This is a genomic window from Streptomyces sp. NPDC054847 (assembly GCF_053610925.1).
Window position 1 is genome coordinate 1 of record NZ_JBSGZJ010000025.1, and the last position, 19,199, is coordinate 19,199.

Sequence of the window (19,199 nt, forward strand, 5' to 3'; positions counted from 1 at the left end):
GTCGGTGTTCCCCACCAGTTGCACGCGGAGGCGTCCCGGTCCGGTGGCCTCCGGGCAGGAAGACCGGCCCCGGAACTCGATGGTTCCGGGGCCCTTCTCCGTGCGGTGCTCGTGCCGTGCTACTCGCCGGACTTGGCGACCGGCTTGCGCAGCTGGATGTTCAGCTCGCGCAGACGGGCCTCGTCGAGCTCGGTGGGCGCGCCCATCAGCAGGTCCTGCGCGTTGCCGTTGAGCGGGAACGCGATCGTCTCTCGGATGTTGGGCTCGTCGGCCAGCAGCATCACGATGCGGTCGATACCGGGGGCGATGCCGCCGTGCGGCGGGGCGCCGTACTCGAAGGCGCGGAGCATGCCGGCGAACTCGTGCTCGACGGTCTCACGGGAGTAGCCCGCGATCTCGAACGCCTTGAACATGATCTCGGGCTCGTGGTTCCGGATCGCGCCGGAGGACAGCTCGACGCCGTTGCAGACGATGTCGTACTGCCAGCCGAGGATGTCCAGCGGGTCCTTGGTCTCCAGGGCCTCGAGGCCGCCCTGCGGCATCGAGAACGGGTTGTGCGAGAAGTCGATCTTGCCGGTGTCCTCGTCCCGCTCGTACATCGGGAAGTCGACGATCCAGCAGAAGCGGAAGACGTTCTCCTCGAAGTGGCCGGCGCGCTTGGCGGCCTCGACGCGGACGGCGCCCATGATCTTCGAGACCTCGTCGAAGTCGCCGGCGCCGAAGAAGACCGCGTGGCCGGCGGCGAGGCCCAGGCGCTCCGTGAGGACCTTGACGTTCTCCTCGGTGAGGAACTTGGCGATGGGGCCGCTCAGGGCTCCGTCGTTGCCGACACGCACCCAGGCGAGGCCCTTGGCGCCCTGCTCGACGGCGTAGTCGCCGAGGCCGTCGAAGAACTTGCGGGGCTGGTCGGCGGTGTCCGGCACGGCCAGGGCGCGGACGTGCTTGCCGGCGAAGGCCTTGAACTCCGAGCCCGCGAAGACGTCGGAGATGTCGACGAGCTCCAGCTTGGCGCGCAGGTCCGGCTTGTCGGAGCCGTACTTCAGCATCGCCTCGCGGAACGGGATGCGCGGGAAGGGAGAGGTGACGTGGCGGCCGCCGCCGAACTCCTCGAAGAGCTCCGTCATCAGCTTCTCGATCGGCTGGAAGACGTCCTCCTGCTCGACGAAGCTCATCTCGACGTCGAGCTGGTAGAACTCGCCGGGCGAGCGGTCGGCGCGGGCGTCCTCGTCGCGGAAGCACGGCGCGATCTGGAAGTAGCGGTCGAAGCCGGAGATCATCAGCAGCTGCTTGAACTGCTGCGGGGCCTGCGGCAGCGCGTAGAACTTGCCCGGGTTGAGGCGGGACGGCACCACGAAGTCGCGGGCGCCCTCGGGGGACGTCGCGGCGAGGATCGGGGTGGCCATCTCGTTGAAGCCGAGCGCGGTCATCTTGTGCCGGATGGCGGAGATGACGGCGGTGCGCAGCATGATGTTGCGGTGCATGCGCTCACGGCGCAGGTCGAGGAAGCGGTACTCGAGCCGGCGCTCCTCGTTCACACCGTCGTCGGTGTTGACGGTGAACGGAAGCTGCTTGGCGGCACCGAGGACCTCGACCTCGGCGGCCTCGACCTCGACCTCACCGGTGGGGAGGTCCGGGTTGACGTTCTCGGCGCCGCGGGAGACGACCTTGCCGTCGACGCGGATCACCGTCTCCTTGGTGAGCTTGTCGAGCACCTCCGCGGCCTTCGTGCCGGGCCGGGCGACGAGCTGCGTGATGCCGTAGTGGTCGCGCAGATCGATGAAGAGGATGCCACCCAGGTCTCGGCGATTGTGCAGCCAGCCGCTCAGCCGGACGTCGGCTCCGACGTCAGAGGCGCGGAGCTCGCCGCAGGTGTGGGACCTGTACCGATGCATCGTCGTTCATCCAGTCTTAGCGATTCGGGGTGGGCACAACCGTTGCAAGGTTACCGCCCGGCCTCACTGCCGCCCATTGACATAGACGCGACAGTCTCCCCGCGCGTCATAACCGTGATGATCGGAATAAAGTGAACCAATGGGCACGGAGGATGTTCTCGCCGCGATCGCGACCGGCGTGTGGCGATGGGACACCGCGTCCGGCACGGTCACCCTCGATGCCGAGGCCGCCAGGCTGATCGAACTCGCCGCCGGGGCAGGTGATGTCCCCGCGTCCGCCGTACGCGCCCGCTTCCACCCCGTCGACTGGGGCGAGATCAACGGCGTCATCTCCATGGCGGTCGCCGAGGGCACCCTCGCCGAGGCGAGGCTCCGGGTCGTGGACGGGACCGGACGGGTGCTGCGCACCGTCCGCAGCCGCACAAAGGCGCGCGCGGAGGGCGAGGGCTACCTGCTGGTCGGCACCCTCCAGGAGGTGGCGGAGCCCCACCCGGGCACGACGGCCGCCAAGACACCGGTCACCGGTGACTGGCGGCGCCACCGTGAGGCGTTCCTGCTGGACGCGGGCCGCGCCCTCGCGGAGGCCCGGTCCACGGCCGAGGTGCTGCGGGTCGCCTCCTCCCTGTCCATGCCCGGCTTCTCACCGGACGGCCTGGCGGTCTTCGGCGTGGCCGGCGACCATCTGACGATCACCGGCCACCACGGGCACAGCGCGGAGGACGAGCAACCGTTCACGGACCTGCCGCTCGACACCGACTACCCGGCCGCCGAAGTGGTTCGGACGGGGCGGGCCGTCTATCTGCCGACCCCCGGCGACTACCGCCGTCGCTACCCCGTCACCTGGCCCCTCGCCCAGCGCTTCGGCCGCCGGTCCTGGGCGTTCCTGCCCCTGATCGTCGCCGGCCGGACCATGGGCGCCTGGATGGCGGCCTTCCGCCATCCGGTCGCCTTCACACCCGACGAGCGCTCCGTCCTCACCACGGTCGCCCGGATGCTCGCCCAGGCGCTGGCACGCGCCGAGGTCGCCGAGACCGAGCGCGAGCTCTCCCTCGGGCTGCAGCGCTCGATGATGCCCCAGCTCGGCCCGGAGATCCCGGGCATGGCGGTGGCCGCACGGTACGTGCCGACCGGCGGCGGCCTTCAGGTCGGCGGCGACTGGTACGACATGATTCCGCTGCCCTCCGGGCGCACCGCCCTGGTCATCGGGGACGTCCAGGGACACGACGTACGGGCCGCCGGGCTGATGGGCCAGCTGCGGATCGCCCTGCGCGCGTACGCCTCCGAGGGCCACCGGCCCGACGCCGTCCTCTCACGCGCCTCCCGCTTCCTGCACGGCATCACCGACACCTACGCGGAGGGCGACTACTCGAGCCCCCGCTTCGCGACCTGCCTCTATCTGGAGGTCGACCCGCCCACCGGCCTGGTCGAGATCGCCCGGGCCGGGCATCCGGAGCCGGCCGTGCGGACCTCTGACGGCACGGTGCTGCTGCGCCCCACGGAGGGCGGGCTGCCGCTGGGCATCGACCCGGACTCCGACTACCCGACGACCCGGTTCGTCCTGGAGCCGGGCGAGACGCTGATGATCTGCACGGACGGCCTCGTCGAGACCGGCGGGCACGACCTCGACACCGGCTGGGCCAGACTGCGCGGCGTCCTGGAGGAGCACTCCGGCAGTTCGCTGGAGGACCTCGCCGACAACCTGGTGCAGGCCGTGCACGGGCCGTCGTCCCACTACACGACCGGTCCGCTCGCCGACCGGCGCGAGGACGACATCGCGCTGGTGCTGCTGTGCCGGGAGGGACAGCCGTCCCGCCGGGCCCCGCGCCGTACCGCGATGGCCGTCGCCCAGGCGCAGCCGGAGCGGATCGCGGCGGCCCGGCGCCATCTGCGCGAACTGCTCCACGACTGGGAGGACACGGAACAGGTCGACTCCGCGGTCCTGATGGTCTCGGAGATGGTCACGAACGTGCTCGTCCACACCGACGGCGACGCGCTCATCGTCGCCGAAGTGGCACACCGCCCCCCGAAACGGCGTCTGCGCGTGGAGGTCACCGACACCAGCGACGAGTTGCCCCACCGCCGCCGGCCCGGCGAGATGGCCTCCTCGGGACGCGGGCTGCTGCTGATGCAGATGCTGGCGGACAACTGGGGCGTGGACCCGAGGGGCGAGGGCAAGTCGATCTGGTTCGAGCTCTACGAGCCGGGCGCGCCGGCCGCACCGGGCGACGGACCGGTCCCGCCGGGCTCCTCGCCCCCGGCGCCGTAACGCGTCCGGAGTTCGCGCACGGCGCCGAACACCGCGGCGGTCACGGGCACGGAGAGCAGCATCCCGAGGATGCCCGCGAGGCTGGCGCCCGCCGTGATCGCCAGCAGTACGACCGCGGGATGCATATGGACCGTACGGCTCTGGATCATCGGCTGGAGCACATGTCCCTCCAGCACCTGTACGGCCAGAACCACCCCGAGCGCCCACAGCGCGATCACGAACCCCCGGTCGGCGAGAGCGACCAGGACGGCGACCGCGCCGGAGATGAACGCCCCGAGATAGGGGATGTAGGAGCCCACGAAGACCAGCGCCCCGAGTCCGACGGCGCCGGGCACCCGCAGGATCAACAGCCCGAGCGTGATGCACACGGCGTCGATCAGCGCGATGAACGTCGTCCCCCGCATGAAGCCCTCCACACCGCGGAAGGCGCGGCGCCCGATGGCCTCCACGAGTTCGCCGGCGTCGCCCGGCGCGACGGAGCGCAGCGCTCCGACGGCCCGGTCGGAGTCCCGCAGGAAGAAGAAGATCAGCAGCAGCGCCAGGACGGCGATCGCGATCATCTCACTGACCACGCTCAGGCCGGAGATCACACCGGAGGCCGCCGTTCCGCCGAACTTGCCGAGGAGTTCCCTGGCATTCGAGGCCAGGTCGTCGAGCGAGGTCCCGGCGGCTCCGAAGTGCCGGGAGAGGTCGGAGGCGGCCTGCCGCAGCGAGGCGACGATCTGGTCGCCGGTCTCGATCAGCGCGCTGACGACGATGTAGACCGCGCCGCCGACCACGGCCACCACGGCGACACAGGTGAGTCCCGCGGCCAGCGACTGCTGCACCTTCATCCGGACCAGCCGCCGGTACAGCGGTCCCAGCAGCGCCGTCCCGAGCAGGGCGAGGAGCACCGGCGTCACGGCCGTCTGGAACCTGACGACGAGCCAGATCCCGACGGCCGCGACCCCGGTGACGAGCAGTGCGACGACGCACCAGGCGGCGAGGCGCTTCATGGGCTCCGGCAGCAGCGGCTTCGACTCGGGCACAGCCCCACCCGACCACGGCCGCCCGCACCCGTCCCGCCCACCCGGTCCGCACGGGTGACGCCCCGTCAAACGGACGGCGGGGTCGTCGACCTCGTGCCCGCCGCCCGCAAGAGCGGCAGGGAGCGACTACATGCCGTGGACCGCGGGAACGGTTCCGAGACGGCCCCGCTGGAAGTCCTCGAAGGCCTGCCGCAGCTCGTCCTGGGTGTTCATCACGAAGGGGCCGTAGTGCGCCATCGGCTCCCTGATCGGCTGCCCGCCGAGCAGCACGATCTCCAGGTCGGGCGTGTTCGAGTCCTGCGACTCGTCCGCACGCACGGTCAGCGATCCGCCCTCGCCGAAGACGGCCGTCTGCCCCTTCCGCACGGGCCGCAGTTCCTGTCCGACCGCGCCGCGGCCCGCGAGGACGTACGCGAGGCCGTTGAAGTCCTCGCGCCACGGCAGGGTGATCTCGGCACCCGGCGCCAGAGTCGCGTGGACCATGGTGATGGGGGTGTGCGTGATGCCCGGGCCCTCGTGACCGCCGAGCTCGCCGGCGATCACCCGGAGCAGGGCGCCGCCGTCGGGGGAGGTCAGCAGGCGCACATGACCGCCACGGATGTCCTGGTAGCGCGGGTCCATCATCTTGTCGCGCGCGGGCAGGTTCACCCACAGCTGGAGGCCGTGGAACAGCCCTCCCGACACCACCAGCTCCTCCGGCGGGGCCTCGATGTGGAGCAGGCCGCTGCCGGCCGTCATCCACTGCGTGTCGCCGTTCTGGATGGTTCCGCCGCCACCGTTGCTGTCCTGGTGCACGAAGGTTCCGTCGAGCAGGTACGTGACCGTCTCGAAGCCGCGGTGCGGGTGCCAGGGCGTGCCCTTCGGCTCACCGGGCGCGTACTCCACCTCGCCCATCTGGTCCATCATGATGAACGGGTCGAGGTACTGGTAGTTGATCCCGGCGAACGCGCGTCGCACCGGGAATCCCTCCCCCTCGAAGCCGCTCGGGGCCGTGGTCACGGCGAGCACGGGCCGCGGCAGCGCCTCGGCGGGCGCGGCGACGCGCGGCAGGGTGATCGGGTTCTCGACAGTCACTGCAGGCATGGCGGGACCTCCTTGTGCGACGACTTTAGTTGAACGATGAACTTCTTGCCACCACAAACGGAGAACGCCCGGGAGGAATTCCTCCCGGGCGCGGAAACAGGACGCGAGGCCGGCAGCGGGCCGCCGGCATGGCGCGGCGACGGTTATCCGTACATCCGCCGCATGGCGAAGTCGACCATCTGCTCGACGGCCTTCGCGTCGAAGACCATCCGGTGGTCACCCTCCATGTCCAGCACGAAGCCGTAGCCCGTCGGCAGCAGGTCGATCACCTCGGCCCCCGTGATCACGAAGTACTTCGACTCCTTGCCGGCGTACCGGCGCAACTCCTTGAGCGAGGTGAACATCGGGATCACCGGCTGCTGCGTGTTGTGCAGGGCCAAGAACCCCGGGTTGTCGCCGCGCGGGCAGTAGACCTTCGACGTCGCGAAGATCTGCTGGAAGTCCTCGGCCGCCATCGACCCCGTCGTGAAGGCCCGCACCGCGTCGGCCAGTGACGGCGGCGACGGCTCGGGGTACAGCGGCTGCTCCCCGTAGGAGGGCTGCTGAGGCACGTACTGCTGCTGTTGAGCGCCCGGGGTCTGGTCGTAGCCGTACATGCCCGCAAGAGTAACGAGTCACAGTTGCCCCGATAGGGGTTGCATCTTATTACCGACGGGTAGCATCATCGTAGCTACTTGCTGGTACGTGGATGCGAAATCCAGACTTCCGATCTTTACGGAGCCGTCGCCATGGGGCACTACAAGTCGAATCTCCGCGACATCGAGTTCAACCTCTTCGAGGTCCTCGGGCGCGACAAGCTGTACGGCACCGGCCCGTTCGCGGAGATGGACGTCGACACCGCCAAGTCGATCCTCGAAGAGATCGCCCGCCTCGCGGAGAACGAGCTCGCCGAGTCCTTCGCGGACGCCGACCGCAACCCGCCGGTGTTCGACCCCGCGACCAACACCGCCCCGGTCCCCGAGAGCTTCAAGAAGAGCTACAAGGCCTTCATGGACTCCGAGTACTGGCGTCTGGGCCTGCCCGAGGAGATCGGCGGCACCACCTCGCCCCGCTCCCTGATCTGGTCCTACGCGGAGCTGCTGCTCGGCTCGAACCCGGCCGTCTGGATGTACTCCTCCGGCCCCGCCTTCGCCGGCGTCCTCTTCGACGAGGGCAACGAGGCACAGAAGAAGATCGCCGAGATAGCCGTCGAGAAGCGCTGGGGCTCCACCATGGTCCTCACCGAGCCGGACGCCGGCTCGGACGTCGGCGCCGGCCGCACCAAGGCGATCCAGCAGGAGGACGGCTCCTGGCACATCGAGGGCGTGAAGCGCTTCATCACCTCCGGTGAGCACGACATGGAGGAGAACATCCTCCACTACGTCCTCGCCCGCCCCGAGGGTGCCGGTCCGGGCACCAAGGGCCTCTCCCTCTTCCTCGTGCCCAAGTACCACTTCGACTGGGAGACCGGCGAGCTGGGCGAGCGCAACGGCGTCTACGCGACGAACGTCGAGCACAAGATGGGCCTCAAGGCCTCCAACACCTGCGAGATGACGTTCGGCGACCAGCACCCCGCCAAGGGCTGGCTGATCGGCGACAAGCACGACGGCATCCGCCAGATGTTCATGATCATCGAGTTCGCCCGGATGATGGTCGGCACGAAGGCCATCGCCACCCTGTCCACCGGCTACCTCAACGCGCTCGAGTACGCCAAGGAGCGCGTCCAGGGTCCGGACCTCAAGAACTTCGCGGACAAGACCGCCCCCAAGGTCACCATCACGCACCACCCCGACGTGCGCCGCTCCCTGATGACGCAGAAGGCGTACGCCGAGGGCATGCGCGCCCTCGTGCTGTACACCGCCTCCATCCAGGACGAGATCGCCGTCAAGGAGACCGCGGGCGAGGACACCAAGGCGCTGGTCGCGCTCAACGACCTGCTCCTGCCCATCGTCAAGGGCTACGGCTCGGAGAAGTCCTACGAGCAGCTGGCCCAGTCGCTGCAGACCTTCGGCGGCTCCGGCTACCTCCAGGAGTACCCGGTCGAGCAGTACATCCGCGACGCCAAGATCGACACCCTCTACGAGGGCACCACCGCCATCCAGGGCCAGGACTACTTCTTCCGGAAGATCGTCCGCGACCAGGGCCAGGCGCTGAACGCCCTCTCCGAGGAGATCAAGAAGTTCCTCGCGGTCGGCACCGGCGGCGAGGAGCTGGCCGCCGCCCGCGACGCGCTGGCCAAGGCCGCCGTGGACCTCGAGGCGATCGTCGGCACCATGACGAACGACCTCATCGCCACCGGCGAGGACGTCAAGAACATCTACAAGGTGGGCCTCAACACCACCCGCCTGCTGATGGCCTCCGGCGACGTGGTCGTCGCCTACCTGCTGCTGCGCGGCGCGGCCGTCGCCGCCGAGAAGCTCGAGACCGCCTCCGCCAAGGACGTGCCGTTCTACCAGGGCAAGATCGCGGCGGCGAAGTTCTTCGCGGCCAACGTCCTCCCGGGCGTCTCCGTCGAGCGCGCGCTCGCCGAGACCGTCGACGGTTCGCTGATGGACCTCGACGAGGCCGCCTTCTAGGCTCCCGTCAGACCGTCACAGGGCCGCCGTCCGACTCCTCGGACGGCGGCCCTGCCGCGTCCCCTCGGTACCCTGGCCCGTGCCCCGCCGGACCGTCACGGCAACCGTTTCCAGCCGTCGCCGGCACCCTGTGGACCAGGTGTCACAGATGGACGAACGGGCAACTTACCCCCTCGTTAAGGTGAACCCATGAGCAGCGAACCTGCCCGCTTCGATCGCGGCCACACCGACGACCTCATGTCCTTCCTCACGGCAGCACCCACGCCGTACCACGCGGTCGCCGCGGCTGCCGAACGGCTCGAGAAGGCCGGCTTCCGGCAGGTCCTCGAGACGGACGCCTGGGAGGGGACCACCGGCGGCAAGTACGTACTGCGCGGCGGGGCCCTCATCGCCTGGTACGTGCCGGAAGGCGCCTCGGCCCACACCCCGTTCCGCATCGTCGGCGCACACACCGACTCGCCGAACCTGCGGGTCAAGCCCCTGCCCGACACCGGCGCGTACGGCTGGCGGCAGGTCGCCGTCGAGATCTACGGCGGCACCCTCCTCAACACCTGGCTCGACCGCGACCTCGGGCTGGCCGGCCGGCTCACGCTGCGCGACGGGTCCCACCGGCTGGTCAACATCGACCGGCCACTGCTGCGTGTACCGCAGCTCGCGGTCCACCTCGACCGCTCCGTCAACACCGACGGCCTCAAGCTCGACCGGCAGCGCCACATGCAGCCGATCTGGGGGCTCGGCGACGTCGAGGAAGGCGATCTGATCCGCTTCCTCGAGGCGGAGTCCGGCATCCCCCAGGGCGAGGTCACCGGATGGGACCTGATGGCCCACTCCGTCGAACCGCCCGCCTATCTGGGACGCGACCGCGAACTGGTCGCCGGCCCCCGGATGGACAACCTCGTCTCCGTGCACGCCGGAACGGCCGCCCTGGCCGCGGTCGCGACCTCCGCCGAGCTGCCCTTCATCCCCGTCCTCGCCGCCTTCGACCACGAGGAGAACGGCTCCCAGTCGGACACCGGAGCCGACGGCCCGCTGCTCGGGTCGGTCCTGGAACGCTCGGTGTTCGCCCGCGGCGGCAGCTTCGAGGACCGGGCGCGCGCCTTCGCGGGAACGGTCTGCCTGTCGTCCGACACCGGCCACGCCGTCCACCCCAACTACGGCGAGCGGCACGACCCGACGCACCACCCGCGCGCCAACGGCGGCCCCATCCTCAAGGTCAACGTCAACCAGCGGTACGCCACCGACGGCCAGGGCAGGGCCCACTTCGCCGCGGCCTGCGAGAAGGCCGGCGTGCCGTGGCAGACGTTCGTCTCGAACAACGCGATGCCGTGCGGCACCACCATCGGCCCCATCACGGCGGCCCGGCACGGTATCCACACCGTCGACATCGGCGTCGCCATCCTGTCGATGCACAGCGCCCGTGAACTGTGCGGCGCGGACGACCCGTACCTGCTCGCGAACGCGCTCGCCGCGTTCCTCGAGGGCTGAGCACGGCAGCCGGCCGCGGCCCCACCCGGGGTCGTGGCCTGCCGCGGCGGTGACGGAAGCCCTCGCCAAGGGCCTGTTCCTGCGGCGCCCGGTCCCACCGGAGCGGCGTAGAAGATGTTGCCGCCACCTCCGGGGCGGTCGACGCTGAGTGCGGCAAGGGGGGCCCACTCGGCACGACACGATCGGAGCTACCGCCATGAGGATGATGCTGCGGGCCGTCATGGACACGAAGCAGACCAACGAGCTGACCGACCCGGCACGGATCCAGGAGATCTGGGGCCGCATCCTCGGCAGGCTCGAGCCGGAGGCCGCCTACTTCGGCCCGCACCAGGGCTGCCGCTCCTGCATCATCGTGTTCGACATGAAGGACAGCGCCCAGCTGCCCCTCCTCCTCGAGCCGCTCTTCCATGAGCTCGGGGCGAAAATCGAGGTCCAGCCGTGCATGAACAAGGACGACCTGATGCGGGGCCTCGAAGAGGCGGCCAAGGCGCGCTGACCGCCCCCGCGTCCCCTTCACCGCCGGCCTGTTCCTGCTGAGTCCGTCCGGCTGAGCCTGTTCCTGCCGGGCCGGTCGCTCGGCCCGGTCGCGGCCCGTCCGGTCCTACTCGGCCCGGTCCATCCCCGCCAGCACGAGCGGCAGCCGGGTCGCGCCCTCGGCCGTGACCCGCACCGGAACGCCCCAGTCCTGCTGGTGGACGTGGCAGGCCGGATACTCGTTCGCCGGGTCGTCGTCGCACGACGCCGCCATCGCGGAGACATGCAGCACGCCCTCCCCGACGGCCGGATCGATGTCCAGCTCACGGCTCAGGTCCGTCCCCGCGCCCTCGCCCGCGCGCAGCAGCCCCGGCGGGGTCGAGGAGACCAGCAGCCGCGCCGAAGGCCCGTACCGGGTGTCCAGCTTCTGGCCGGCCGGGGCCTCGAAGACCACGTCCAGCCGGAGCGTGCCCGGCGCGACGTCGGTCGCCGCACGCTGCGTGCGGTGCGCGACCGATTCCACCCGTACCGCCTCGTCGGGCAGCCGCAGCCGGGTCAGCCGGTGCCTGGCCGACTCCACGACCACGATGTCCTCGCCGGCCAGCACGGCCCCGCTGGGCTCGCGCAGATCCGTCGCGAGCGTGGTCACCTCGCCGGTCGCGGGATCGAAGCGGCGCAGCGCGTGGTTGTAGGTGTCGCTCACGGCGACGGATCCGTCGGGCAGCGCGGTGACTCCCAGCGGGTGCTGGAGCAGCGCCTGTCCGGCGTCGCCGTCACGGTGCCCGAAGTCGAAGAGTCCGGTGCCGACGGCGGTGTGGACGTGAAGGTCCCGGTCGATCCAGCGGACCGCGGACGTCTCCGAGTCGGCGATCCACAGCCTGTCCTCGGTGGCCGCGAGCCCGGAGGGCTGGGCGAACCAGGCCTCCGCGGCGGGCCCGTCGACCAGGCCCTCGTTGGTGGTGCCCGCAGCGACCTGGACCGTGCCCTGCTCGGGGTCGTACGTCCACAGCTGGTGCACCCCGGCCATGGCGATCCACAGCCGGCCCTCCCACCAGGCCACGTCCCAGGGGGAGGAGAGGGCCACCTCGAGCGCCGGCCCGGAGGTCGGTGAGCCCTGCCACCACTGCTTCCCGGTCCCGGCGAGCAGCTCGATCGCGCCGGTCGCCGGGTCGTAGGCGCGGATGGCGTGGTTGACGGTGTCGGCGACGGCGACCCGCCCGTCCGGCAGCAGGGCGAGCCCCTGCGGCTCGTTGAACTCGCCGTCGCCGATGCGGCGCACGACGGTCTCGCCGTCCGCTTCCATCTCGACCAGCTGGTGCCGGGTGGAGTCGGAGACGAGGAGGTTCCCGCTGGGCAGCAGCAGGGCCTTGCCGGGGAAGCGCAGGTCGGTGGCGACGGGTTCCGGAGCGACGTAGGGGCCGTCGCCGCGGCGCAGCGTGCCCTTCGCCGCGTGCTCCGCCTCGAGCTCCTCGACCAGCTTCTCGATGGCGTGCGCGTGCCCCTCGCCGGCGTGCTGCGCGACGACGTACCCCTCGGGGTCGATGACGACGAGCGTCGGCCACGCGCGCACCGCGTACTGCTTCCAGGTGGCGAGCTCGGGGTCGTCGAGGACGGGGTGGTGCACCTGGTAGCGCTCGACGGCGTCCACGACGGCCTGGTGCTCCGCCTCGTGCACGAACTTCGGCGAGTGCACCCCGATGATCACGACGGTGTCGCGGTGCTTCTCCTCGAGCTCGCGCAGCTCGTCGAGGACGTGCAGGCAGTTGATGCAGCAGAACGTCCAGAAATCAACAACAACGCACTTACCCCGCAGGTCCGCCAGCCTCAGGCTCTTGCCACCCGTGTTGAGCCAACCACCCTTGCCGATCAGCTCAGGGGCACGGACACGGGCACGACGCGGGGCGGGAGAGGCAGCGTTCATGCGACAAGGGTGCCATCCCTGGACGAGAGGGCGGCCACCAGTACGAAGGCCCGGCCCGGCTGTATTGATCGCAGTCGCCGGGCCGGGCCGCTTGGGGGCGCTGCGCGCGCTTGCTGCACTTCGGGGCAAGCTCCGGACCGGGCCGACGCCGCAATGGGCAGCGCATCGGAACTTCCACGTGCACTTCGTCACGCCTGACCGCTGTCGGCAACGGGGCGCTTGCCGTGGTCCTCAGGTGGCGGTATCGGTGCCCGCCACCCTCGCCCAATGGATCTGGATGCGCTGCTCCGGGACGATCCGCCGTCCGCGTATTCCCTTGCTCACTTCAACTCGGTCTATGGCCAGCGACAGCCGGTCGCGCCGGTCTTCGTTCGTTGCATCGGCCCACGCCTCGCGCAAGGTGGGACCATCGAGCATCGGCGACACGTCCACGGACGGCACGGGCAGCTTGCGGAGATCGGTGCGAAGCCCCTGGATGCGCCCCCTCAGACGCTCTGAAAGGCGGTTGTAGCGCTCCACGGCTGCGGCGCCGCTGAACTCGCCACGCACGTAACGGGCGTCCTCCAGGTCAGCCAGCCGAGCTTCCTCGTCCTGGACCTCCGCAGTAAGCGCATCACGCCTCGCGAAGTTCTCCGGGTCCACACGGTGCACCCAGCGATCCGCGATCGCGAGAGTCAGCGGATCGTCCGGTCCGAGTGCCGGGAGCTTGGTGAGGAACTGTTCGCTTACGTAGTTGTCCACGGCCTCAGCCAGCGCCGACGCTCCGATGCACTGGTTGCCCGCACGGCGTGCCATGCACTGATAGCTGCCGCCCACGCGGTGCATCCGGCGACCGCAGCCAGGAACAGCGCAGTAGACGAGTCCTGTGAGCAGCGCCGTCCCCTCAGGCTTCGGACGCCGCTTTCCCGCTTGCACGAAGGTCCTGGATTCCATTGCGCGGAGGATCAGTTCGCGCTCTCCGACCGTGATGATCCCCTCACCGATCCCGACCGTGTGCGAGCGTCTCTGGATCGCGGTACGGAAAGACCCTGCCCGTGTACTTCCGCTCGCCGTCGTCCGTCTCGACGATCTCGGTCTCCGGCATCAGGCCGGCGAAAGACGGGGACCGCAGGATCTGCATGATGCTGGCCGCGTTCCACTGGCCACCCCTCGGCGACAGGATTTCGTACTCGTTGAGGAGTCGGGCGATCTTGACCAACGCCGTTCCGGTGAGTGCTTCATCCGCGATCAGACGGGCGTAGACGGCGTGCTCCGGGTCGTGGACGAGGTTCTTGGTCTTCGGATCGACGAGCAGCCCGTACGGAGGCTGTCCGCCGATCCACTGCCCCTTGCTGCGGAGGTAGCGCTTCGCGTGCCCGACACGTGTGCCGAGAGTCTTCGACTCGGACCGGGCGAGCTCAGCGAGCATGGCGACGACCGTACGCGCCGACTCGTTCGAGGTGTCGAGACCGTCCACGACTGAGACGAGACGACCGCCGGCCTTCTCGATGTCATCCAGCACCTTGCCGACCTGGCCGATGCCCTTGCGGGAAAGACGGTCCAACTTCCAGACGATCAGCGTGCCGACCACGCCTGCCGTGACTGCCGCCAAGGCTGCGTCGAAGCCCTTGCGCTCAACGGTCTTGTAGCCGGAGCGCCCTCTGTCTATGTGGACCTTTCGAACGGTCAGTCCGCTGTGTTCGGCCCAGGCACGGCAATCGGCTTCCTGCCGTTCGATTGCGGTCTTGCCGTCCCGATCGAGGGACAGCCGGAGGTACAGATCACAGAACGTGTCTTGGTGCACACACACAGTGTGACAAAGAGTTCGGTGCCCTGTTGTCCAGCTCTTAGAAGCAAGGACGGTAATGCGTCCTCGCAGGTCGGCGCGGGTGAGGCCTTTCCCGCCCGTATTGAGCCAGCCGCCCTGCCGGCCGGGTGGACCGTGACCGGTCACGGCCCGCCCACGGCACCCGAACGCGTGCACGTGCAGCCGTACCCCCGTCCCGCAGCCCTCGCGGGGGTACTCATTCCGCCATGAAATATCTGGTGCGGGACAGGATCTTCGCGATCGGCGACGACTACTGGATCGATGACGAGCACGGGCGGCACGCCTTCCTGGTCGACGGGAAGGCCATGCGGCTGCGGGACACCCTGGAGATCAAGGACCCGGACGGGCGGGTGCTGATCACTCTGCGCCGGCGGGTGTTCAGCGTCCGGGACGCGATGACGATCGAACGGGACGGCGGGACGCTGGCCACCGTGCGCAGGAAGCGGATGTCACTGCTGCGCAACCACTACCGGGTGACGCTGGCCGAAGGCACCGAACTGGACGTCAGCGGGCGGATCCTCGACCGGGAGTTCGCGGTCGAGTACGAGGGGGAGCTCCTTGCCCACGTCTCGCGGCGGTGGCTGACGCTGCGTGACACGTACGGGGTGGACGTCGTACGGGAGGACGCCGACGCGGCCCTGCTGATCGCGGTGGCGGTGTGTGTGATCCGGATGGCGGAGAAGGAGCGGGAGGACCGCTGAGGAGGGCCCGCCCCGGAGCGGGCCCTGACTCGACGCGTGCGGTCAGAGCTTGGGAGCGGACGGGGCCGGCAGGCCCAGGCGGCGGTCCTTGAGGGCGGGGAAGTCGTCCCGGGTCGTCGTGACCTTCGCGGGATCGATGTCCACGGTGACGACCTCTTCGCCGGGACCCGCCTCCGCGAGCACCTCGCCCCAGGGGTCGACGACGATGCTGTGGCCGGCCTGCTCGACGCCGGCGTGGGTGCCGGCCGTGCCGCAGGCGAGGACGTAGGCCTGGTTCTCCACCGCACGTGCGCGGGCGAGCAGGGTCCAGTGCTCGCGGCGGCGGGCGGGCCAGCCGGCGGGGATCACCAGCGCCTGGGCGCCGGCGTCGACGAGGCAGCGGAACAGTTCGGGGAAGCGGAGGTCGTAACAGGTGGCGAGACCGATGGTGAGGGCGCCCGGGAGCGGGACGGTCACCAGCTCCTCGCCCGCGCCCATCATCACGGCCTCGCCCTTGTCGAACCCGAAACGGTGGATCTTGCGGTAGACGGCGGCGAGTTCACCGGTGGGGGAGATGACGAGCGCGGTGTTGTAGAGGGTGCCGTCGACGGCCTTCTCCACGACGGAACCGGCGTGCAGCCAGACCTCCGCGTCCTTCGCGGCCTCGGCCATGGCTTCGAAGGTCGGTCCGGTGGGCGGCTCCGCCTCCTGCTCGAACTGCTGGTAGGCGAAGGCGCCCACGGGCCACAGCTCCGGGAGGATCACCAGTTCGGAGCCCGCCTGTTCCCGCACCAGGGAGGCCGCACGCCGCCTTCGGGAATCGACCGTTTCGTCCGGATCTACTGCGATCTGAAGGAGAGAGGCGCGCACACTACCACCGTCCTGGCATTCGAGCCGTCAACACGGGCCTACGATCGTCACACGAAAGCACTGCCGGGGTGCCTTCGGGCAGCGTACTGTGCTCATCCGGGGGCCACCCCCGGACCCCCACAGCGCTGCCAGTCCAATTTGTCCGCGTACGACCGCCGAGGGGTCCCGTGACCGTCCATCCCAGCCTCCAGAACTACGCAGATGCCTGGACCCACTCCATCGAAGCGATAGCCGAGCTGGTCGGGCCGCTCGTCGAGGGTGAGTGGAACCGCGCCACTCCGTGCCCGGGCTGGTCGGTGCGCGACATCGTCTCGCATGTCATCGGCATGGAGTGCGAGATGCTCGGCGACCCGCGCCCCATCCACTCCCTGCCGCGCGATCTCTACCATGTGCGGAGCGAGTTCGCCCGCTATATGGAGATGCAGGTCGATGTGCGCCGCCACCACACGGCGCCGGAGATGACCGCGGAACTCGAGTACACGATGATTCGGCGGGCTCGTCAGCTGCGCAACGAGAACCGCAGCCCCGACACCCTGATCCGGGCACCGCTGGGGGCCGAGCAGACGGTCGAACTCGCCTACCGGATGCGGGCGTTCGACACCTGGGTGCACGAGCAGGACCTGCGGACCGCGTTGAACAAGCCGGGCAACCTCGACTCCCCCGGCGCGTATGTCGCCCGGGACGTGCTCCTCCAGGGGCTGCCCAAGGTGGTCGCCAAGGAGGCGGGCGCGCCCGCGAATTCGGCCGTCGTCTTCGATGTCCACGGCCCGCTGGAGTTCCTGCGCACGGTGCGCGTCGACTCCGACGGTCGCGGCTCGATCGACGGCTCGCCCTCCCTCGGCCCGCTGGTGACCCTCGCCATGGACTGGGAGACCTACTACCGGCTGGCCTGCGGCCGCGTCCGGGCCGCCGCGGTGCCGGACCGGATCAAGGTGGACGGGGACACGGAGTTGGCGGCGGCGATCCTGCGCGAGTTCGCGGTCACGCCGTAGACGTGCCTGCGGGGCCCTGGGAGGGGCCCCGGGGCCCGTGGGCGCCGCCCCGGGCACCGGGAGGCGCCGTCGCGGGCACCGGGAGGCACCGTCGCAGCCCGGGGGTCTCAGGCCGGGACGTGGACCGCCTCCACCCGGCTCGCCACCAGCCGTTCCCGTTCGCGTCGTGCCGCGCGGGCGCGCAGCCGCAGGATCTGGGTGATCCCGAGCGTCTCCAGTACGAAGACCGACGAGAAGGCGATGCGGTAGTCGTCGCCGGTTGCGTCCAGCAGGACGCCCACCGCCAGCAACGTTGTCATCGAGGCGACGAACCCGCCCATGTTGACGATCCCGGACGCGGTGCCCTGCCGTTCCGGCGGGTTGGCGGGACGCGCGAAGTCGAAGCCGATCATCGAGGCGGGACCGCAGGCGCCGAGCACCGCGCACAGTGTGATGAGCAGCCACATGGGCGCGTGGTCGCCCGGGTAGGCGATGGTGGCCGCCCATAGGGCTGCGGTGGCGCCGACAGTGCCGAGTGCCAGTGGCACCCGTGCTCCATGGTGGCGGGCGATGACCTGCCCGTACACCAGGCCCACCAGCATGTTGGAGAGCACCACGAGCGTCAGCAGGCTGCCCGCGGTCTCGCGGGACAGGCCTTGCGCCTCCACCAGGAACGGCATTCCCCACAGGAGCAGGAACACCATGGCGGGGAACTGGGTCGTGAAGTGGACCCACATGCCGAGCCGGGTTCCTGGCTCACGCCAGGACGTGGCTATCTGCTTCCGCACGAAGGCGGGTCCCGCGTGCCGGGCTGGCGGGGGTTCGTGGCCTTCCGGGTGGTCGGAGAGGAAGAGCGAGAGCAGGATCAGGACGACCACCCCGCACGCGGCACTGCCGACGAAGGTGGCGGTCCAGCCCACACCGTGCAGCATGCGGGCGATGACGAGCGTCGAGACGAGGTTGCCGGCCATTCCGAAGAGGGCGGCGACCTGCCCGATGAGCGGTCCGCGACGGGCGGGGAACCAGCGCGATCCGAGACGCAGCACGCTGATGAAGGTCATCGCGTCGCCGCAGCCGAGCAGGGCGCGGGACGCGAGCGCCGTCTCGTACGAGGGCGAGAGCGCGAAGCCCAGCTGGCCGACGGTGAACAGCACCACGCCGATGGTGAGCACCTTTTTGGTGCCCAGCCGGTCGACCATCAGGCCCACCGGTATCTGCATGCCCGCGTAGACGAGGAGCTGGAGGATCGAGAAGGTGGACAGGGCGGAGGCGCCCACGTCGAAGCGGTCGGCGGCGTCGAGGCCGGCGACGCCCAGGCTGGTACGGAAGATGACGGCGACGAAGTAGACGGCGACGCCGATGCCCCAGACCGCGGCGGCGCGGCGGCCGCCGGGCGGATCACCGGGCAGGGAGACGACGGGGGCGGAGCCGCTCACCGTGTCTCACCCCGGACCAGGTCCTCGACCCGGCCGAGGTGCCCGCGCACGCAGGCGGCAGCACCCTCGGCGTCTCCCGCCTTGATCCTGTCGAGGATCTCGGCGTGCTCGTCGTGGTTGCGGGTGATGCGGTCCGGCAGCGCCTGCATCATCGCGACGCCCATGCGCAGCTGACGGTCGCGGAGCTGGTCGTACAGCCTGGAGAGGATGTCGTTGCCGGCGTGCTTGACGATCTCGGCGTGGAAGCACCGGTCGCTGACGGCGAAGGCGGCGAGGTCTCCGGCGTCGGCGTGGCGGCGCTGTTCGGCCAGCAGTTCCTCCAGGCGAGCGATGAGCACGGCGGGAGCGGGCACGGCCCGGCGCACCGCGAACTCCTCGACCAGCAGGCGGGTCTCGACCACATCCCTGATCTCCTGGGCGGAGACGGCGAGGACGAGCGCGCCCTTCTTCGGATAGAGCTTGATGAGCCCTTCGACCTCGAGCTTGAGCAGGGCTTCGCGTACCGGTGTGCGGGAGACCCCTACGGCCTCGGCGAGTTCGCCTTCGGTGAGCAGGGTGCCGCCCTCGTAGCGCCGGTCCAGGACGGCCTGCTTGACGTGGGTGTAGACGCGGTCGGCGGCAGGGGGTCGTTTCACGGGCGCGGCAGGCATGCGCACAGCATAGATACAACAGAGGTGCATCAGGCAGACGCGTCCGCATGACGGAAGCCCATTTCCGGCAAACCGGCATGA

At 70.0% G+C, this 19,199-nt stretch carries 16 protein-coding genes; 6 read left to right on the forward strand and 10 right to left on the reverse strand.

Going from position 1 to position 19,199, the window contains the following annotated elements; genetic code table 11:
- Nucleotides 1–119 precede the first annotated feature (119 nt).
- Nucleotides 120–1,892 (reverse strand): aspartate--tRNA ligase, encoded by a 1,773-nt coding sequence (gene aspS, locus ACWGH4_RS05230; RefSeq protein WP_453455795.1) that lies wholly within the window; start codon nt 1,890–1,892, stop codon nt 120–122.
- Between the two features lie 139 nt (nt 1,893–2,031).
- Here aspS and ACWGH4_RS05235 point away from each other — a divergent pair, with 139 nt between their 5' ends.
- On the forward strand, nt 2,032–4,158 hold the full coding sequence (locus ACWGH4_RS05235; protein WP_453455798.1) for an ATP-binding SpoIIE family protein phosphatase: 2,127 nt from the start codon (nt 2,032–2,034) through the stop codon (nt 4,156–4,158).
- On the opposite strand, the gene ACWGH4_RS05240 is transcribed toward ACWGH4_RS05235, so the two are convergent.
- The 3 genes from ACWGH4_RS05240 to ACWGH4_RS05250 form a co-directional block, all read right to left on the reverse strand.
- Complete coding sequence (locus ACWGH4_RS05240) at nt 4,086–5,153, reverse strand: AI-2E family transporter (protein ID WP_453455855.1); 1,068 nt, start codon at nt 5,151–5,153, stop codon at nt 4,086–4,088. The genes ACWGH4_RS05235 and ACWGH4_RS05240 overlap by 73 nt on opposite strands.
- Nucleotides 5,154–5,312: 159 nt before the next feature.
- Complete coding sequence (locus ACWGH4_RS05245) at nt 5,313–6,269, reverse strand: pirin family protein (protein ID WP_441263408.1); 957 nt, start codon at nt 6,267–6,269, stop codon at nt 5,313–5,315.
- Nucleotides 6,270–6,412: 143 nt separating this feature from the next.
- Nucleotides 6,413–6,865 (reverse strand): SseB family protein, encoded by a 453-nt coding sequence (locus ACWGH4_RS05250; protein ID WP_005314710.1) that lies wholly within the window; start codon nt 6,863–6,865, stop codon nt 6,413–6,415.
- Nucleotides 6,866–6,997: 132 nt separating this feature from the next.
- Between ACWGH4_RS05250 and ACWGH4_RS05255 the strand changes: the two genes are divergently transcribed.
- The 3 genes from ACWGH4_RS05255 (at nt 6,998) to ACWGH4_RS05265 (ending at nt 10,805) form a co-directional block, all read left to right on the forward strand.
- Entirely contained in the window at nt 6,998–8,824 is a 1,827-nt protein-coding gene (locus ACWGH4_RS05255; protein ID WP_453455801.1) for an acyl-CoA dehydrogenase, read from the forward strand.
- Nucleotides 8,825–9,013: 189 nt separating this feature from the next.
- Nucleotides 9,014–10,309, forward strand: a complete 1,296-nt coding sequence (locus ACWGH4_RS05260; RefSeq protein WP_453455804.1) for a M18 family aminopeptidase — start codon at nt 9,014–9,016, stop codon at nt 10,307–10,309.
- Nucleotides 10,310–10,505: 196 nt separating this feature from the next.
- Nucleotides 10,506–10,805 (forward strand): hypothetical protein, encoded by a 300-nt coding sequence (locus ACWGH4_RS05265; RefSeq protein WP_453455807.1) that lies wholly within the window; start codon nt 10,506–10,508, stop codon nt 10,803–10,805.
- A 105-nt stretch (nt 10,806–10,910) separates the two neighbouring features.
- On the opposite strand, the gene ACWGH4_RS05270 is transcribed toward ACWGH4_RS05265, so the two are convergent.
- The 3 genes from ACWGH4_RS05270 to ACWGH4_RS05280 form a co-directional block, all read right to left on the reverse strand.
- Nucleotides 10,911–12,704 (reverse strand): NHL domain-containing thioredoxin family protein, encoded by a 1,794-nt coding sequence (locus tag ACWGH4_RS05270; protein WP_453455809.1) that lies wholly within the window; start codon nt 12,702–12,704, stop codon nt 10,911–10,913.
- Between the two features lie 231 nt (nt 12,705–12,935).
- Nucleotides 12,936–13,637, reverse strand: coding sequence for a zinc ribbon domain-containing protein (locus ACWGH4_RS05275; RefSeq protein WP_453455812.1), 702 nt, complete (start codon nt 13,635–13,637; stop codon nt 12,936–12,938).
- 43 nt (nt 13,638–13,680) lie between these two features.
- Nucleotides 13,681–14,637: a recombinase family protein gene (locus ACWGH4_RS05280; protein WP_453455814.1), complete on the reverse strand. Its 957-nt coding sequence runs from the start codon at nt 14,635–14,637 to the stop codon at nt 13,681–13,683.
- Between the two features lie 80 nt (nt 14,638–14,717).
- On the opposite strand from ACWGH4_RS05280, the gene ACWGH4_RS05285 reads away from it, so the two are divergent.
- Nucleotides 14,718–15,212 carry an LURP-one-related/scramblase family protein gene (locus ACWGH4_RS05285; RefSeq protein ID WP_453455817.1) on the forward strand — a complete coding sequence of 165 codons (495 nt, stop codon included), beginning with the start codon at nt 14,718–14,720 and terminating at the stop codon, nt 15,210–15,212.
- Between the two features lie 42 nt (nt 15,213–15,254).
- On the opposite strand, the gene ACWGH4_RS05290 is transcribed toward ACWGH4_RS05285, so the two are convergent.
- On the reverse strand, nt 15,255–16,061 hold the full coding sequence (locus ACWGH4_RS05290; protein WP_453455820.1) for a carbon-nitrogen family hydrolase: 807 nt from the start codon (nt 16,059–16,061) through the stop codon (nt 15,255–15,257).
- A 167-nt stretch (nt 16,062–16,228) separates the two neighbouring features.
- Between ACWGH4_RS05290 and ACWGH4_RS05295 the strand changes: the two genes are divergently transcribed.
- Nucleotides 16,229–17,053, forward strand: a complete 825-nt coding sequence (locus ACWGH4_RS05295; protein WP_441263401.1) for a maleylpyruvate isomerase family mycothiol-dependent enzyme — start codon at nt 16,229–16,231, stop codon at nt 17,051–17,053.
- Between the two features lie 107 nt (nt 17,054–17,160).
- On the opposite strand, the gene ACWGH4_RS05300 is transcribed toward ACWGH4_RS05295, so the two are convergent.
- Together ACWGH4_RS05300 and ACWGH4_RS05305 are read right to left on the reverse strand one after the other, a co-directional pair.
- Nucleotides 17,161–18,468 carry an MFS transporter gene (locus ACWGH4_RS05300; RefSeq protein WP_441263400.1) on the reverse strand — a complete coding sequence of 436 codons (1,308 nt, stop codon included), beginning with the start codon at nt 18,466–18,468 and terminating at the stop codon, nt 17,161–17,163.
- Nucleotides 18,465–19,118, reverse strand: a complete 654-nt coding sequence (locus ACWGH4_RS05305; protein ID WP_441263399.1) for an FCD domain-containing protein — start codon at nt 19,116–19,118, stop codon at nt 18,465–18,467. The genes ACWGH4_RS05300 and ACWGH4_RS05305 overlap by 4 nt, the downstream gene beginning before the upstream one ends.
- Nucleotides 19,119–19,199: the final 81 nt, after the last annotated feature.

Coding starts and splice junctions, on each gene's coding strand:
- ACWGH4_RS05235 (WP_453455798.1), top strand. CDS start 2,032: ATGGGCACGGAGGATGTTCTCGCCGCGATCGCGACCGGCGTGTGGCGA.
- ACWGH4_RS05270 (WP_453455809.1), bottom strand. CDS start 12,704: ATGAACGCTGCCTCTCCCGCCCCGCGTCGTGCCCGTGTCCGTGCCCCT.
- ACWGH4_RS05275 (WP_453455812.1), bottom strand. CDS start 13,637: ATGGAATCCAGGACCTTCGTGCAAGCGGGAAAGCGGCGTCCGAAGCCT.
- ACWGH4_RS05255 (WP_453455801.1), top strand. CDS start 6,998: ATGGGGCACTACAAGTCGAATCTCCGCGACATCGAGTTCAACCTCTTC.
- ACWGH4_RS05285 (WP_453455817.1), top strand. CDS start 14,718: ATGAAATATCTGGTGCGGGACAGGATCTTCGCGATCGGCGACGACTAC.
- ACWGH4_RS05305 (WP_441263399.1), bottom strand. CDS start 19,118: ATGCCTGCCGCGCCCGTGAAACGACCCCCTGCCGCCGACCGCGTCTAC.
- ACWGH4_RS05250 (WP_005314710.1), bottom strand. CDS start 6,865: ATGTACGGCTACGACCAGACCCCGGGCGCTCAACAGCAGCAGTACGTG.
- ACWGH4_RS05240 (WP_453455855.1), bottom strand. CDS start 5,153: ATGAAGCGCCTCGCCGCCTGGTGCGTCGTCGCACTGCTCGTCACCGGG.
- ACWGH4_RS05265 (WP_453455807.1), top strand. CDS start 10,506: ATGAGGATGATGCTGCGGGCCGTCATGGACACGAAGCAGACCAACGAG.
- aspS (WP_453455795.1), bottom strand. CDS start 1,892: ATGCATCGGTACAGGTCCCACACCTGCGGCGAGCTCCGCGCCTCTGAC.
- ACWGH4_RS05245 (WP_441263408.1), bottom strand. CDS start 6,269: ATGCCTGCAGTGACTGTCGAGAACCCGATCACCCTGCCGCGCGTCGCC.
- ACWGH4_RS05260 (WP_453455804.1), top strand. CDS start 9,014: ATGAGCAGCGAACCTGCCCGCTTCGATCGCGGCCACACCGACGACCTC.